Genomic DNA, 18,368 nt, shown 5'->3' with positions numbered 1-18,368 from the left:
ATGCTTTCCAACCCTAATATCGATCTGGTATCGCGCTTTCTTCGCCTGCCTCTGGAGCAGCGCCAGCAGTTCTACCAGCGCCTGCACAGCCGTGGCATGAGTTTCGCTCAACTGCCGATTGCCGCAATTCGTGAAGCGGGGCAAAGCCTGCCCCTGTCCTATGCCCAGGAACGCCAGTGGTTTCTCTGGCAACTGGACCCCGAGAGTTCCGCCTACCACGTGCCCGGCGCCCTGCGCCTGAGTGGCCGCCTGGACAAGGCGGCCCTGCAGCGCAGCTTCGACAGCCTGCTGGCGCGCCATGAAAGCCTGCGCACCCGCCTGCATCTGCAAGGCGAGCACCTGACCCAGGAAGTGCTGGCCACCGCGACGCTGAAGATCGATGAAGAAACGCTCGACGAGGCGCAGCTCAAGGCCCGGGTGGAGGCCGAGATCGAGCGGCCCTTCGACCTTGCGCAGGGGCCGCTGCTGCGGGTCAGCCTGCTGTGCCTCGGTGAAGAGGAGCATGTGCTGGTGCTGGTGCAGCACCATATCGTTTCCGATGGCGGGTCGATGCAGGTGATGGTGCAGGAGCTGATGCAGCTGTACGCCGCCTACAGCCAGGGCCAGGAGCTGCAACTGCCGGCCCTGCCCATCCACTACGCGGACTACGCCCTGTGGCAGCGCCGCTGGATGGAAGCGGGAGAAAAATCGCGTCAGCTGGAGTACTGGCAGGCCCTGCTGGGCGGCGAGCAGCCGGTGTTGGAGCTGCCCCTGGATCATCCGCGCCCGGCGCAGCAGAGCTTTCGTGGCGCGCGCCTGGATCTGGCCCTGGAGCCGACCCTGGTGGCGGGCCTCAAGGGCATGGCCCAGCGTGAGGGGGCGACTCTGTTCATGCTGCTGCTGGCCTCGTTCCAGGCGCTGTTGCATCGCTACAGCGGCCAGCAGGATATTCGCGTGGGCGTGCCCATTGCCAACCGCAACCGGGTCGAGACCGAGCGCCTGATCGGCTTCTTCGTCAACACCCAGGTGATGAAGGCCGACCTCGAGCCGCCACTGACCTTCGGCCAATTGCTGGCCCAGACCAAGCGTCGCGCCCTGGAAGCCCAGGCCCATCAGGACCTGCCCTTCGAGCAACTGGTGGAAGCCCTGCAGCCGGAGCGCAGCCTGAGCCACAACCCCTTGTTCCAAGTGCTGTTCAATCACCAGGCCAGCGCCCAGCCCGAAGCCGCCGAGCGGCAACTGCCGGGCCTGCGGGTCGCCAGCCTGGAGTGGGACAGCCAGAGCGCGCAGTTCGACCTGAGCCTGGATACCCAGGAGGTCGGGGAGGGCATCTGGGCCTCCCTGACCTATGCCACCGATCTCTTTACTGCCGCTACTGTGCAGCGCATGAGCCGGCACTGGCTGGGCCTGCTACGGGCGATGGTCGCCGATAGCGCAACCCGGGTGCAGGAGCTGGCGCTGCTAGATGCCGAGGAGCACCAGCAGATCCTCCATCAATGGAACCACACCACTCGCGACTACCCCTTGCAGCGCAATGTGCAGCAACTGATCGAAGAGCAGGTGGCCCGCAGCCCCGAGGCGCCGGCCTTGAAGTTCGGCCAGCAGAGCCTGAGCTACGCCGAGCTCAACCGTCGCGCCAACCGCCTGGCCCATCGCCTGAAGGAAGCCGGTGTTGGTCCGGATGTGCTGGTTGGGTTGGCGGTGGAACGCTCCGTCGAGATGGTGGTGGGCTTGCTGGCGGTGCTCAAGGCCGGTGGCGCCTATGTGCCGTTGGACCCTGAGTACCCTCGCGAACGGCTGGCCTACATGCTGGACGACAGTGGCGTGAAGCTGCTGCTGACCCAGTCGCATTTGCTGGAGCAACTGCCGATTCCGCACGGGCTGCAAACCTTGGTGCTGGATCAGCTGGACGCGCAGCTTGAGGGCTACAGCGAACAGAACCCGGGCATCGTGCTGGACGGCGAAAGCCTGGCCTATGTGATCTACACCTCCGGCTCCACCGGGCAACCCAAGGGTGCCGGCAACCGCCATTCGGCGTTGACTAACCGCCTGTGCTGGATGCAAGAGGCCTATCAGCTGGATGCCAGCGACAGCGTGCTGCAAAAGACTCCATTCAGCTTCGACGTATCGGTGTGGGAGTTCTTCTGGCCCCTGATGACCGGCTCGCGGCTGGTGGTGGCGGCGCCAGGGGATCATCGCGATCCGGCCAGGCTGGTGAGCCTGATCAATGCAGAACAAATCAGCACATTGCACTTTGTGCCTTCTATGTTGCAGGCCTTCCTGCAGGATCTGCAGGTCACCAGCTGCACCAGCCTGAAACGCATTGTTTGCAGCGGTGAAGCACTGCCGGTGGATGCCCAGCAGCAGGTATTCGCCAAGTTGCCGCAGGCCGGTTTGTACAACCTTTATGGTCCCACCGAAGCGGCCATCGATGTCACCCATTGGACCTGTGTCGACGAAGGCCGGGATGCAGTACCCATCGGCCAGCCCATCGCCAACCTGGGCTGCTATATCCTCGATGGCAATTTCGAACCGGTGCCGGTGGGCGTGCTGGGCGAGCTCTACCTGGGCGGCGCGGGCCTGGCCCGTGGTTACCATCGACGTGCGGCGCTGACTGCCGAGCGTTTTATCGCCCATCCCTTTGTGACGGGGGAACGCCTGTACCGCACTGGCGACCTGGCCCGTTATCGCGCCGACGGGGTGATCGAATACGCCGGGCGTATCGACCATCAGGTCAAGCTGCGCGGCCTGCGTATCGAGCTGGGCGAGATCGAAGCACGGCTGCTGGAACATGACTGGGTTCGTGAAACAGCGGTGCTGGCGGTGGACGGCAAGTACCTGGTGGGCTACCTGGTGCTGCAAGGTGCCGGGGATGACTGGCGTGAAGTGCTCAGCGAGCACCTGGCGCAGCACCTGCCGGACTACATGGTGCCGGCGCAGTGGCTGCTGCTGGAGCAAATGCCCCTGAGCCCCAACGGCAAGCTCGACCGCAAGGCCCTGCCCAAGCCCGATGCGGCCCAGCACAGCCAGGCGTTCGAAGCTCCGCAAAGCCCCCTGGAGCAGCGCATCGCCGCGATCTGGGCCGAGGTCCTGGGCATCGAGCAGGTGGGCTTGAACGACAACTTCTTCGAGCGTGGCGGTGATTCGATCATCTCCATCCAGGTGGTCAGCCGTGCCCGCGCCGCCGGTATCCATTTCACCCCCAAGGCCCTGTTCCAGCATCAGACGGTGCGCAGCCTGGCGCGGGTGGCGCAATTGCAGGCGGTGCTGTCGATCGACCAGGGCCCGGTGCAGGGCGAGACACCATTGCTGCCCTTCCAGCAGCTGTTTTTCGAGATGGACCTGACGGACCGCCAGCACTGGAACCAATCGCTGCTCTTGACCCCGAAACAGGTGATCCGCGGCGATCTGCTGGAAAGCGCCTTGCAGGCCCTGGTGCAGCAGCATGATGTGCTGCGCCTGAGCTTCAGGCAGACCGAGGAGGGCTGGCAGGCACGGCACGATGCCCAGGTGGCGGAGCTGCTGTGGCAGGTTCGTCTGGAACAGGACGCTGATCTGCTGGCGCTCTGCGAGCGGGCCCAGCGCAGCCTCGATCTTGCGCAGGGAAGCTTGCTGCGAGCGGTGCTGGCCGAGTTGCCCGACGGTTCCCAGCGGTTGCTGCTGGTGATGCATCACCTGGTGGTGGACGGGGTGTCCTGGCGGATTTTCCTCGAAGACCTGCAAAACCTTTACCGGCAACTGCTCGATGGCCAGCCACGGCAATTGCCGGCCAAGACCTCGGCATTCAAGACCTGGGCCGAGCGTCTGCAGGCTTATGCCCGCAGCGCCGCCATGCAGCAGGAACAGGCGTTCTGGAGCCAGCAACTGCAAGGCGAGAAGGGCGATCTGCCTTGCCGCGATCCCCAGGGTGCGCGCCCGCAACATCTGGCCCAGACCCTGGTCAGCCAGCTCGATGGCGAACGCACCCGGCAACTGTTGCAACAGGCGCCCATGGCCTATCGCACGCAGATCAACGACCTGCTGCTGACCGCCCTGGCCCGGGTGATCTGCCGCTGGACCGGGTACTCCTCCAGCCTGATTCAGCTCGAAGGCCACGGACGCGAAGAGCTGTTCGAGGATATCGACCTGACTCGCACCATGGGCTGGTTCACCAGCTTGTTCCCGGTACGCCTGACACCGGCCGACGATCTGGCCACCTCGATCAAGCAGATCAAGGAACAACTGCGGGCGGTGCCCAACAAAGGCATAGGTTTCGGCGCCCTGCGTTACCTGGGTGACCAGCCGACCCGCCAGGCCTTCAGCCAGTTGCCCGTGCCGCGCATCACCTTCAACTACCTGGGCCAGTTCGATGGCAGCTTCGACCAGCAGGATGGCCTGTTCGCCCCGGCGCCAGAGAGTGCCGGCGCCGAGCAGGGCGCGGATGCGCCGCTGGGCAACTGGCTGACCCTCAATGGCCAGGTGTACGCCGGCGAGCTGCGCCTGGGCTGGACCTTCAGCCCGCTGATGTTCGAGCCCCAGGTGATCGCAGAGCTGAGTGCGGCCTACACCCGGGAACTCAATGCCCTGGTGGAGCATTGCTGCACCCCGGGCAACACTGGCGTCACCGCTTCCGACTTCCCGCTGGCCGGTCTTGATCAGCAGCAGCTGGAATCCCTGCCGCTGGTGGCCGATGAGGTCGAAGACATCTACAGCCTGTCGCCGATGCAGCAGGGCATGCTGTTCCACACCCTGTACGAGGCGGAAGCCGGGGACTACATCAACCAGATCCGGGTGACGGTGGAGAACCTCGACCTGGCGCGCTTCCAGCAGGCCTGGCAGGCCACAGTGCAGGCCCATGAGGTACTGCGCAGTGGCTTCTTCTGGCAGGGACAACTGGAATGGCCGTGCCAGGTGGTCTACCGCCAGGCGCAGCTGTCGATCGAGGAGCTCGACTGGCGGGCCATGCCGGAGTTGCAGCAGGAGCTGCAAAGCCTGCAGCAGGCCCAGCGCCGCCAGGGCTTCGATTTGGCCCGGGCGCCACTGGTGCGCTTGCTGCTGGTACGCATCGACGAGCGCCGGCATGAATTGATCTACACCAACCATCACATCCTGATGGATGGCTGGAGCAACTCGCGACTGTTTGGCGAGGTGCTGCAACGCTATGCCGGCGTGGCGGTAGCCGCCACAGGCGGGCACTACCGGGATTACATCGGGTGGTTGCAGCAACGTGACGCTGCGGCCACCGAGGCCTTCTGGCGCGAGCAGTTGCAGCGGCTGCAAGCGCCCACCCGACTGGGCATTGGCCAGCCCCAGGCCGCCGCCGGGCATGGCGAGCATCGTTGCACCCTGGACGCCCCACTCACCGGGCGCCTGGAAGCCTTTGCCCGCAGCCACAAGGTCACCCTCAATACCCTGATCCAGGCGGCGTGGCTGATTCTGCTGCAACGTCACAGCGGGCAGTCGGTGGTGTCTTTCGGCGCCACGGTGGCCGGACGGCCCGCCGAGCTGGAAGGCATCGAGCAGCAGATCGGCCTGTTTATCAATACCCTGCCGGTGATCTGCGCCGTTGACCCGCAGCGCCCGGTGCAGGACTGGCTGCAGGACGTGCAGGAACACAACCTGGCCCTGCGCGAACACGAACACACGGCGCTCTACGATATTCAACGCTGGGCGTCCCAGGGCGGCGAGGCGCTGTTCGACAATATCCTGGTGTTCGAGAACTACCCGGTGTCCAAGGCGCTGGAGCAGGGTGGCGGTAGCGGCATAGTGTTCGGAGTGCCTCAGGCTCATGAACAGACCAGCTACCCCCTGACCCTGCTGGTGGATCTGGGTGAGACGCTGGCGCTGCAATTCAGCTTTGCTCGCGCCAGCTTCACCGAGCCGGCCGTGCAGGCCTACGGCCGGCACCTGGTCAACCTGTTGCAGGGCATGCTCGCTGATCCTCGACAGCCTCTGGGCCAGTTGCCGATGCTCGACAGCGCCGAGCGCCACCAGGTGCTGGAGCACTGGAACCACACTGCCCGCGACTACCCGTTGCAACGCAATGTGCAGCAACTGATTGAAGAGCAGGTGGCCCGCAGCCCCGAGGCGCCGGCCCTGAAGTTCGGCCAGCAGAGCCTGAGCTACACCGAGCTCAACCGCCGCGCCAACCGCCTGGCCCATCGTTTGATGGAGGCCGGTGTCGGCCCGGATGTGCTGGTGGGGCTGGCGCTGGAACGCTCCATCGAGATGGTGGTGGGCTTGCTGGCGGTGCTCAAGGCCGGTGGCGCCTATGTACCGCTGGACCCTGAATACCCCCGTGAACGCTTGGCCTACATGCTGGACGACAGCGGCGTGAAACTGCTGCTGACTCAGTCGCATTTGCTGGAGCAACTGCCGATTCCGCAAGGGTTGCCTACCCTGGCGCTGGATCAGCTGGATGCGCAGCTTGAGGGCTACAGCGAACAGAACCCAGGCATCGTGCTGCAGGGCGAGAACCTGGCCTATGTGATCTACACCTCCGGCTCCACCGGGCAGCCCAAGGGGGCCGGCAACCGCCATTCGGCGTTGACCAACCGCCTGTGCTGGATGCAAGAGGCCTATCAGCTGGATGCCAGCGACAGCGTGCTGCAAAAGACTCCATTCAGCTTCGACGTATCGGTATGGGAGTTCTTCTGGCCCCTGATCACCGGTGCGCGGCTGGTGGTGGCGGCGCCAGGGGATCATCGCGATCCGGCCAGGCTGGTGAGCCTGATCAATCAGGAACAGATCAGCACCCTGCACTTTGTACCGTCGATGCTGCAGGCCTTCCTGCAGGATCAGCAGGTCACCAGCTGCACCAGCCTGAAACGCATTGTTTGCAGCGGTGAAGCACTGCCGGTGGATGCCCAGCAGCAGGTGTTCGCCAAGCTGCCGCAGGCCGGCTTGTACAACCTTTATGGCCCCACCGAGGCGGCGATCGATGTCACCCATTGGACCTGTGTCGATGAGGGCCTGGATGCGGTGCCCATCGGCCAGCCCATCGCCAACCTGGGCTGCTATATCCTCGACGGCAATTTCGAGCCGGTGCCTGTAGGTGTGCTGGGCGAGCTCTACCTGGGGGGTGCGGGCCTGGCCCGTGGTTACCATCGACGTGCGGCGCTGACCGCCGAGCGTTTTATCGCTCATCCTTTCGTGGTGGGCGAACGTCTGTACCGCACTGGCGACCTGGCCCGTTATCGCGTTGACGGGGTGATCGAATACGCCGGGCGTATCGACCATCAAGTGAAGCTGCGTGGCTTGCGTATCGAGCTGGGGGAGATCGAAGCACGGCTGCTGGAGCACGACTGGGTCCGCGAGACAGCGGTGCTGGCGGTGGACGGCCAGTACCTGGTGGGCTACTTGGTGCTGCAAGGTGCCGGCGACGACTGGCGTGAGGTGCTGAGCGAACACCTGGCGCAGCACCTGCCGGACTACATGGTGCCGGCGCAATGGATGCTGCTGGAGCAAATGCCCCTGAGCCCCAACGGCAAGCTCGACCGCAAGGCCTTGCCCAAGCCCGATGCCCGCTTGCAGGCACGGGAATATGTGGCGCCGCACAGCCCGCTGGAGCAACAGATTGCCGGAATCTGGGCCGAAGTGCTGGATGTGCAGCAGGTAGGCCTGAACGACAACTTCTTCGAGCTGGGCGGGCACTCGTTGCTGGCCACCCAGGTGGTGGTGCGGCTGCGGGAGCAGTTGCACAGCGAGTTCGACGTCAAGTCGATCTTCTCCACCTCGACCCTGGCCGATTTTGCCCGCTACGTCGCCTCCCGGCAGACAAATAATTCGCCGGTGCAGGATGCCCTGGCTAAATCCTTGGAGGCCCTCAAACGTCTATCTGCAGAAGATCTAGATAAATTGATTTCCTGAGGGATGTGGCGTGCAAGCATTAATCGAGTCGGTGGGTTCTCTTTCTACGCAAGAAAAGAAGGCGTTGGCGGTACTGCTCAAGCAGCAAGGCATCAACCTGTTTGAGATTGCCCCGGTTTTCAAGCGTCAGCAGGATGAACCGCTACGGCTCTCTTATGCTCAGGAGCGGCAGTGGTTTTTGTGGCAGCTGGAGCCGCAAAGTCCTGCCTACCACCTGCCTCGGGCGCTGCGCCTGAAGGGTCGTCTGGACCATGCGGCCCTGCAGCGCAGTTTCGATACCCTGCTAGCCCGTCACGAAAGCTTGCGCACCCATCTGCATCAGGACGCGCAACAGCTGCTGCAGGTGGTGAGCCCTGAACTGCGTCTGGAAATCGATGTGGAGCCGGCTGATCCAGAGCATCTTGAAACCTTGGTCAAGGCCGAGGTGGCCAAGCCTTTCGACCTGCAGCAGGGGCCCTTGCTGCGGGTCAAGTTGTTGCGACTGGCAGAGGACGAGCATGTCCTGGTGCTGGTGCTGCACCACATAGTTACCGATGGCTGGTCGATGCAGGTGATGGTGGATGAGCTGGTGCAGCTGTATGTCGCCTACAGCCAGGGTCTCGAGCTGCGCTTGCCGGAACTGCCGATTCAATATCCCGACTACGCCCTGTGGCAGCGCAGTTGGATGGAAGCCGGGGAGAAGGAACGGCAGCTGGGCTATTGGCGCGAGTTGCTGGGCGGCGAGCAGCCGGTGCTGGAGTTGCCCCTGGATCACCCGCGCCCGGCGTTGCAGAGCTATCGCGGAGCGCGTCTGGATATCGCCCTGGAACCAGCCCTGGTGGCGAGCCTCAAGGCCCTGGCCCAGCGTGAAGGGGTGACCCTGTTCATGCTGTTGCTGGCGTCCTTCCAGACCTTGCTGTACCGCTACAGCGGTCAATCGGATATCCGTGTCGGGGTGCCGATCGCCAACCGCAACCGCAGCGAGACCGAGCGCCTGATCGGCTTCTTCGTCAACACCCAGGTGATGAAGGCCGATATCGACGGGCAGATGACCTTCAGCCAGCTGTTGGCCCAGGTCAGGCAACGGGCCCTGGAAGCCCAGAGCCATCAGGACCTGCCCTTCGAGCAACTGGTGGAAGCCCTGCAGCCTGAACGCAGCCTGAGCCACAACCCGCTGTTCCAGGTAATGTTCAACCACCAGACTGAAGGCCGGGCGCGTGGCGAGCAGCAGTTGCCTGGCCTGGGGGTCGAGGCCCTGGAGTGGGACAGCCAGAGTGCGCAGTTCGACCTGAGCCTGGATACCCAGGAGTCCGTCGAGGGCATCTTCGCTTCCCTGACCTACGCCACCGATCTGTTCGAGGTGGCCACCGTGGAGCGCTTGAGCCGGCACTGGCAGGCCCTGCTGCAGGCAGTGGTCGCAGGTTCGGGCAGCCGTATCGCGCAGCTGGCGATGCTGGGTGGCGACGAGCGCCACGCCATGCTGGAAGTGTGGAACGCTGGCGCCCCGGCCTTCACTCACCCGGCCGCGGTGCATGGCCTGTTCGAGGCCCAGGTGGCGCAGCGCCCTGACGCCACGGCCCTGTGCCTGGACGGGCAGGCCCTGAGCTATGCCGAGCTGAACCGCCAGGCCAACCGCCTGGCCCATTACCTGATGGGCCAGGGCATCGGCCCTGAGGTGCTGGTGGGGGTCGCGGTGGAGCGCTCCTTTGCCATGGTGGTGAGCCTGCTGGCGGTGCTCAAGGCCGGTGGCGCCTATGTGCCGCTGGATCCGGAGTACCCCCGCGAACGCCTGGCGCACATGCTCGAAGACAGCGGCGTGCGCCTGGTGCTGCGCCAGTCCCATCAGCCCCTGGTGCTGCCCGAGGGGCTTGCGACCCTGGATCTGGACCTGGCCGAGGCAGCCTTGCGACAGTGCTCTGAGGCCAACCCGCAGCGCCTGGTCGAACCCCATAGCCTGGCCTATGTGATCTACACCTCCGGTTCCACCGGCAAGCCCAAGGGCGTGGCAATTGCCCATGCCGCCCTGACCGAGTTCTCCAGCATTGCCGCGGGTTACTCGCGCCTGACCCGGGACGACCGGGTGCTGCAGTTCGCTACCCTGAACTTCGACGGTTTCGTCGAGCAGCTGTACCCGGCCCTGACCCATGGCGCCACGGTGGTGCTGCGTGGGCCGGAGCTGTGGGACAGTGGCCGGCTGTACCGCGAGATCATCGGCCAGGGCATTACCCTGGCCGACTTGCCCACCGCCTACTGGAAACTCTTCCTGCTCGATTGCCTGGCGGCGGGGCCGCGTTCCTACGGGGCCCTGCGGCAGATCCATATCGGTGGCGAAGCCATGCCCCTGGATGGGCCAGCGCAATGGCGCCGGGCCGGCCTGGGCCATGTGCGGTTGCTCAACACCTACGGCCCGACCGAGGCCACGGTGGTCTCCAGCGTGCTCGATTGCAGCGCCGCCGACACGGCGATAGGCGCCACGGCCAGCCCGATCGGCCAGTCCCTGCCCGGGCGGGCCCTGTATGTGCTGGACCGCGACCTGAACCTGGCGCCGTTGGGGGCGGTGGGCGAGCTGTATATCGGCAGCCATTGCGGCCTGGCCCGGGCCTACCTGCAACGCCCGTTGCTGACCGGCGAGCGCTTTGTTCCGGACCCCTTCGCCACTGGCGAGCGCCTGTACCGCACCGGCGACCTGGCGCGTTATCGCGCCGATGGGGTGATCGAGTATGTGGGCCGGGTCGACCACCAAGTGAAGATCCGTGGCTTCCGTATCGAGCTGGGGGAGATTGAAACCCTGCTGCTGGCCCAGGACAGCATCCGCGAAGCCGTGGTGCTGGCGGCAGACAACCAGCTGCTGGCCTACCTGGTGGCCGAGGCGGGCGATCAACAGGCTCAGGCCGAGCGCCTGCGGGCGATCCTGCGTGAACAGCTGCCGGACTACATGGTGCCGGCGCACCTGATCTTCCTCGAACGCATGCCGCTGAACCCCAACGGCAAGCTCGACCGCCAGGCCCTGCCCAAGCCCGATGCTACGCTGGCGCAGCAGCTGTGGGTGGCCCCGGTGAGTGAGCTGGAGCAGCAGGTGGCGGCGATCTGGGCGGATATCCTCGGTGCCGAGCGGGTGGGCCTCAACGATCATTTCTTCGAAATGGGCGGCCACTCGTTGCTGGCGATGCAGGTGGTGTCTCGCCTGCGTCATGCCCTGGAGCGGGAGGTGCCGCTGAAGCTGGTGTTCGAGCAGCCGCGGCTGCAAGGTTTTGTCGCCGCCGTGCAGGCCTTGGAGGGCAGTATCCAGGTGCTGGCTCCGGCCATGCAGGCGGTGGGGCGCGAGCAACCGTTGCCGCTGTCCTACGCCCAGGAGCGCCAGTGGTTTCTCTGGCAGCTGGACCCGCAAAGCGCCACCTACCATGTGCCCAGTGCCCTGCGCCTGAAGGGCCGGCTGGACCGGGCGGCCCTGGAGCGCGCCTTCGACACGCTGATTGCCCGGCATGAGAGCCTGCGTACCCATCTGCAGCAGGAGGGGCAGCAGGCGATCCAGGTGGTAGTGCCGCCCACCGGGGCGAGCATTCCGTTGTTCGAGGTGCAAGAGTCGCAGTTGCAGGATCGAGTGGAGGCGGAAATCGCCCGGCCCTTCGACCTGTGCCAGGGGCCGCTGATGCGGGTCAGCCTGTTGCGCCTGGCCGAGGACGAGCATGTGCTGGTGCTGGTGCAGCACCATATCGTCTCCGATGGCTGGTCGATGCAGGTGATGGTGGATGAGCTGGTGCAGCTGTATGCCGCCTACAGCCAGGGCCAGGATCTGCAATTGCCGGCCCTGGCGATCCAGTACGCCGATTACGCCGTGTGGCAGCGCAACTGGATGGAGGCCGGAGAAAAGGAGCGGCAACTGGGCTACTGGCGCGAACTGCTGGGGGGCGAGCAGCCGGTGCTGGAGTTGCCGCTGGATCATCAGCGCCCGGCCTTGCAGAGTCATCGCGGCGCCCGCCTGGAGGTGCCATTGGCGGCTTCCCTGGTGGCTGGCCTCAAGGCCCTGGCCCAGGCTCAGGGGGTGACGCCATTCATGTTGCTGCTGGCGTCGTTCCAGGTGCTGCTGCATCGCTACAGTGGCCAACAGGACATCCGCGTCGGGGTGCCCATCGCCAACCGCAACCGGGTGGAAACCGAGCGCCTGATCGGCTTCTTCGTCAACACTCAGGTGATGAAGGCCGATATCGACGGGCAGATGAGCGTCGCTCAGTTGCTGGCGCAGGTGCGGCAGCGGGCCCTTGAGGCCCAGGCCCATCAGGACCTGCCCTTCGAACAACTGGTGGAAGCCCTGCACCCCGAGCGCAGCCTGAGTCTCAACCCGTTGTTCCAGGTGATGTTCAACCATCAGACCGAAGGACGCCTGCAACAGGACCAGCAGGCGCTGGCCGACCTGCGGATCGAAGGCCTGGAATGGGAACGGCGCACCGCCCACTTCGATCTCGACCTGGATGTCCATGAAAGCCGTGAAGGACTCTGGGCATCCCTGGGCTATGCCACTGACCTGTTCGAGGCCACGACCATCCAGCGCATGGCCCGGCACTGGCAGAACCTGCTGCAGGCGATGGTCGCCGACCCACAGCAGAGCATCGGCCAGTTGAACCTGTTGGACGATGCCGAGCGCCAGCAGATTCTCCAGCTCTGGGACCGCAGCGCTTCGGGCTTCCCGGCCGGGCGCCTGGTGCATGAGTTGGTGGCCGACCGCGCCCGGGAAAACCCCGAGGCGGTGGCGGTGATCTTCGATACCCAGACGCTCACTTATGGCGAGCTTGATCGCAGTGCCAACCGCCTGGCCCGGGCCCTGATCGCCCGTGGCGTGGGCCCGGAAGTTCGGGTGGCGATCGCCATGCCGCGCAGCGCCGAGATCATGGTGGCCTTCCTCGCGGTACTCAAAGCCGGCGGCGTGTATGTGCCGCTGGATGTGGAGTACCCGGAAGACCGCCTGCTGTACATGATGCAGGACAGCCGCGCGAAACTGCTGCTGACCCATAGCGCAGTGGCGCACAAGTTGCCGATTCCCCAAGGCCTGCAAAGCCTGGCGGTGGATCGGACAGGCGATTGGGCCGGCGACGACGATAGCGCGCCGCAAGTGGCCCTGGACGGCGACAACCTGGCCTATGTGATCTACACCTCCGGCTCCACCGGCATGCCCAAGGGCGTGGCGGTGTCCCATGGCCCACTGGTGGCGCATATCATCGCCACCGGCGAGCGCTATGAAATGACCGCAGCCGATTGCGAACTGCATTTCATGTCCTTCGCTTTCGACGGCTCCCATGAAGGCTGGATGCACCCGCTGATCAACGGCGCGCGGGTGCTGATCCGCGACGACAGTCTGTGGCTGCCGGAGCAGACTTATGCCGAGATGCATCGCCACGGGGTCACGGTCGGGGTATTCCCGCCGGTGTACCTGCAACAGCTGGCGGAGCACGCCGAGCGCGACGGCAACCCGCCGGCGGTGCGGGTCTACTGCTTCGGCGGCGATGCGGTGGCCCAGGCCAGCTACGACCTGGCCTGGCGTGCGCTGCGCCCCACCTATCTGTTCAACGGCTACGGCCCCACCGAAACCGTGGTCACCCCATTGCTGTGGAAGGCGCGCCAGGGCGACGCCTGCGGCGCGGCCTATATGCCGATCGGCACCTTGCTGGGCAACCGCAGCGGCTATGTGCTGGATGCGCAACTGAACCTGCAACCGATTGGCGTGGCCGGCGAGCTGTACCTGGGAGGCGAGGGCGTGGCCCGGGGTTACCTGGAGCGCCCGGCGCTGACCGCCGAACGTTTTGTACCCGACCCCTTCGGCGCCCCGGGCGCCCGGGTGTACCGCAGTGGCGACCTGACCCGCGGCCGCGCCGATGGCGTGGTGGATTATTTGGGCCGGGTCGACCATCAGGTGAAGATCCGCGGCTTCCGTATCGAGCTGGGGGAGATCGAAGCGCGCCTGCGGGAGCAAGAGGCGGTGGGTGAAACCGTGGTACTGGCTCAGGAAACGGCGACTGGCAAGCAGTTGGTGGCCTATATCGTGCCGCTGCAACCAGATCTGCTCGGCGATGCCCTGGCCCAGGCCGAGTGTCGTGAAGCCCTGCGCCGGGCGCTGCGGGTTCGGCTGCCGGACTATATGCTGCCGGCACACTTCATGTTCCTGGAGCGCATGCCTCTGACGCCCAATGGCAAGCTCGATCGCAAGGGATTGCCGCAGCCGGATGCGGGGGCTGGACAGCAGGTCTATAGCGCTCCAAAAACCGAGCTTCAGCAACAGGTGGCGGCAGTCTGGGCTGAAATCCTGGGGGTCGAGCGTGTTGGCCTGAATGATCACTTCTTCGAGCTGGGAGGACACTCGCTGCTGGCCATGCAGGTGATCTCGCGCCTGCGCCAGCTGCTCGACCGGGAAGTTGCACTGCGCACCCTGTTCGAACAGCCGCAGTTGCAAGGGTTCGTTGCCGGGTTGCAGGCCTCCGAAGGCAGCACGACGAGTCATGTTCCGGCCATGCTGCCCGTGAGTCGCCAGCAGCCGTTGGCCCTGTCCTACGCTCAGGAGCGGCAGTGGTTTCTCTGGCAACTGGATCCGAACAGTGCCGCTTATCACATCCCCAGCATCTTGCGCTTGCGCGGGCCTCTGGATTTGCCAGCCCTGCAGCGCAGCTTCGATGCGCTGGTGGCCCGCCATGAAAGCTTGCGCACCCTGGTGTATCAGGACGGCGAGCAAGCCTTGCAGTTGATCCAGCCGGCGCAGATTTTGCCGATTACCCGGGCCGAGGCCGATGAGGCCGGCCTGCAAGCGCTGGTGGAAGCCGAGATTGCCAGGCCCTTCGATCTGCAACAGGGGCCTCTGCTGCGGGTCAGCTTGCTGCGTTTGGCCGAGGACGAGCATGTGCTGGTGCTGGTGCAGCACCATATCGTTTCCGATGGCTGGTCGATGCAGGTGATGGTGGATGAGCTGGTGCAGCTGTATGCCGCCTACAGCCAGGGCCAGGATCTGCAATTGCCGGCCATGGCGCTGCAGTACGCCGACTATGCAGTCTGGCAACGCAACTGGATGGCGGCTGGCGAGCGTGATCGTCAGTTGAGTTACTGGCGCGAGCAGCTGGGCGGTGAGCAGCCGGTACTGGAACTGCCTTGCGCGCATCCGCGTCCGGTGTTGCCGAGCTATCGCGGTGCGAGTCTGGAGGTCGAACTCCAGGCCTCGCTGGCGCAAGGGCTCAAGTCCCTGGCACATGCGCAAGGGGTGACCCTGTTCATGCTGTTGCTGGCGTCGTTCCAGACCCTGTTGTACCGCTACAGCGGCCAGCAGGATATTCGCGTGGGCGTACCGATCGCCAACCGCAACCGGGTCGAGACCGAGCGCTTGATCGGCTTCTTCGTCAACACCCAGGTGATGAAGGCCGATATCGACGGCCTGATGCCCTTCAGCCAGTTGCTGCAGCAGGTGCGGCAACGGGCGCTGGAAGCCCAGAGTTATCAGGATCTGCCCTTCGAGCAACTGGTGGAAGCCCTGCAGCCTGAACGCAACCTGAGCCACAACCCGCTGTTCCAGGTGATGTTCAACCACCAAGGCGATGCCCGTCTGAGCCGCATCGGACAGCCCTCGCTCGGTTTGCAGGTCGAAGGCCTGGATTGGGGTAGCCAGACGGCGCAGTTCGATCTGAGCCTGGACACCCGGGAGACGGTGGACGGCATCCATGCAACCTTGACTTACGCCACTGATCTGTTCGACGCGCAGATGCTCAAGGGGCTGATGGGGCATTGGCAGAATCTGTTGCAGGCGCTGCTGGCCGATTCCCATCAGCCGGTTAGCCAGTTGCCCATGCTGGATGAGCAAGAGCGACGGTTGATGGTCGAGCAGTGGAACGACACCGCTCGCGATTACCCCTTGCAATCCAATGTGCAGCAACTGATCGAAGAGCAGGTGGCCCGCACTCCTGATGCGCCGGCCTTGAAGTTCGGTTCGCTGAGCCTGAGCTACGCCGAGCTCAACCGTCGCGCCAACCGCTTGGCCCATCGGCTGATGGAAGCCGGTGTCGGCCCGGATGTACTGGTGGGGCTGGCGCTGGAGCGTTCCATCGAGATGGTGGTGGGCTTGCTGGCGGTGCTCAAGGCCGGTGGCGCCTATGTGCCGCTGGACCCGGAGTACCCCCGTGAACGGCTGGCCTACATGCTGGACGACAGTGGCGTGAAGCTGCTGCTGACCCAGTCGCATTTGCTGGACCAACTGCCGATTCCACAGGGGTTGCAAACCTTGGCCCTGGATCAGTTGGACGCGCAGCTAACGAGCTACAGCGAACAGAACCCGGGCATCGTGCTGCAGGGCGAAAACCTGGCTTATGTGATCTATACCTCCGGTTCTACCGGGCAGCCCAAAGGTGCCGGCAACCGTCATTCAGCCCTTACCAACCGCCTGTGCTGGATGCAGGAGGCCTATGAGCTGGATGCCAGAGACAGCGTGCTGCAGAAAACCCCATTCAGTTTCGACGTATCGGTATGGGAATTCTTCTGGCCCTTGATGACCGGCGCGCGGTTGGTGGTGGCGGCACCGGGGGATCATCGCGATCCCGAGAAACTGGTACGGCTGATCAATACCGAACAGATCAGCACGCTGCACTTTGTGCCGTCGATGCTGCAGGCGTTCTTGCAGGATTCCGGTGTGTCTTCCTGCCAGAGCCTGAAGCGTATCGTGTGCAGCGGTGAAGCCTTGCCGGTGGATGCCCAGCAGCAGGTGTTCGCCAAGCTGCCGCAGGCCGGTTTGTACAACCTCTATGGCCCCACCGAAGCGGCCATCGACGTTACCCACTGGACCTGCATCGACGAAGGCCGGGATGCAGTGCCCATCGGCCAGCCGATTGCAAACCTGCAGACCCATGTGCTGGATGACCAGTTGCAGTCGGTCGCTGCCGGGGTGATGGGCGAACTGTACCTGGGGGGCGTGGGCTTGGCCCGTGGCTATCATCGCCGCCCCGGGCTCAGCGCCGAACGCTTCGTGCCTTGCCCGTTCCAGCCCGGTGCTCGCTTGTATCGAACCGGCGACCGGGTGCGCCAGCGCGCCGATGGGGTCATCGAGTACCTGGGGCGTTTCGACCATCAGGTCAAGCTGCGGGGCTTGCGTATCGAGCTGGGCGAGATCGAGGCGCGCCTGCTGGAGCATCCGCAGGTGCGCGAAGCCACGGTGCAGGTGGTCGATGGCAAGTACCTGGTGGGTTACCTGGTTCTGCAGGAATGTGCGGAGCATTGGCGCGAAACCCTGGGCAAGCATTTGCTGGCGCATTTGCCGGACTACATGGTGCCGGCGCAGTGGATGCTGCTGGAGCAGATGCCCCTGAGCCCCAACGGCAAGCTCGACCGTAAGGCTTTGCCAAAACCCGATGTCAGCCAGCATGAGCGCCGCTATGTGGCGCCGCAGAGCGAACTGGAACAGAGGGTGGCGGGTATCTGGAGCGAGATCCTGGAGGTTGAGCGGGTCGGCCTGAATGACAACTTCTTCGAGCTGGGCGGGCACTCGCTGTTGGTATTGATGCTCAAGGAGCGGATCAGGAAAACCACCGGCACTGTGCTTTCCGTGAGCCAGCTGATGCTCAACCCGACGGTTGCCGGGCAGGTTGCCTGTCTTGAGGGTGAAACCCGCAGTTCGCTGATCGTCAAGCTCAACAGCCAGACCCAGGGCACGCCCTTGTTCCTGTTCCACCCCAGCTATGGCTCGGTGCATTGCTACAAGGCCATCGCACTGGCGCTGCGTGAACACCGCCCGGTCATGGGAGTCATTTGCCGTGCCCTGGTCGATGCCGGTAGCGAAGTACCGGCCTGGCAGGCGATGGTCGAGGACTATGCGGCACAACTGCTCGATGCCCAGCCAGAGGGGGCCTATCGCCTGGCGGGCTGGTCGCTGGGGGGCAACCTGGCCATGGAAGTGGCCCATGCCCTGGAGCAGGCGGGCCGAGAGGTCGAGTTCTTGGGCTGGATCGATGCTTCGCCGCCCTATTGGCTGAAAGCCTACTGGGACACCGCGGTGATTGCCGACAGCGATGAGATTCCGCTCAATCGGCGGCGTGTCGAGTTGCTGCAGGTGATGTTCGGCGCCGCGAGCCCGCAGATCCGCCTGGCCTGGGAGCAGGTTCAGGCAACTGTCGTCAGCGAAGTCGAACAGTGGCAGGCCTTCGACGCCTGGGCCGAGGAGGCCTTGGGCGCTGCCTACAAGGACATCAAGGGCGAACTGCTGCAAGGCAACGAAGCCGAGATCTCCTGGGAGCTGGACCGCACCCTTGGGCAACGCCTGCGGAATGCCGACTTCAAGCAGATCAAGGCCCCGGTGAGTTGCTGGTGGGCGGCGTCCAGCCGTGCCGGACAGCATCGCCAACTGATCGAGTCGAGCATGGAGCAGTGCATGGGGCAGCCCTGCATCAGGCAGTCGGAACTGATCGATTCCACTCACGAGCGGATCATCGACAATCCGGCATTCGTGCAGAGCTTTGTGGCGGCCATCAAGTAGCAAGGGTCGGCAGTCCAATGCCCCTGGTCATGACAAGTGACCAGGGGCATTTTTTTGCCTGGGCATTCGCGCG

Annotated in this window: 2 protein-coding genes; both read left to right on the top strand. The window is 64.6% G+C overall.

Features of this window, described 5'->3' with window-relative positions; genetic code table 11:
- Complete coding sequence (locus J4P02_RS18415) at positions 1-7,827, top strand: amino acid adenylation domain-containing protein (RefSeq protein WP_426192794.1); 7,827 nt, start codon at positions 1-3, stop codon at positions 7,825-7,827.
- Between the two features lie 10 nt (positions 7,828-7,837).
- On the top strand, positions 7,838-18,295 hold the full coding sequence (locus J4P02_RS18410) for an amino acid adenylation domain-containing protein (protein ID WP_426192791.1): 10,458 nt from the start codon (positions 7,838-7,840) through the stop codon (positions 18,293-18,295).
- Positions 18,296-18,368 lie beyond the last annotated feature (73 nt).

This window comes from Pseudomonas sp. NFXW11 (genome assembly GCF_049887815.1).
Lineage (GTDB): Bacteria > Pseudomonadota > Gammaproteobacteria > Pseudomonadales > Pseudomonadaceae > Aquipseudomonas.
Note: the sequence above shows the minus strand (reverse complement) of the source record. Positions and strands in the feature narration are given on the sequence as shown.

Bases quoted from the DNA above. Each gene is read 5' to 3' on its own strand.
- J4P02_RS18415 (WP_426192794.1), top strand. From the start codon at position 1: ATGCTTTCCAACCCTAATATCGATCTGGTATCGCGCTTTCTTCGCCTG.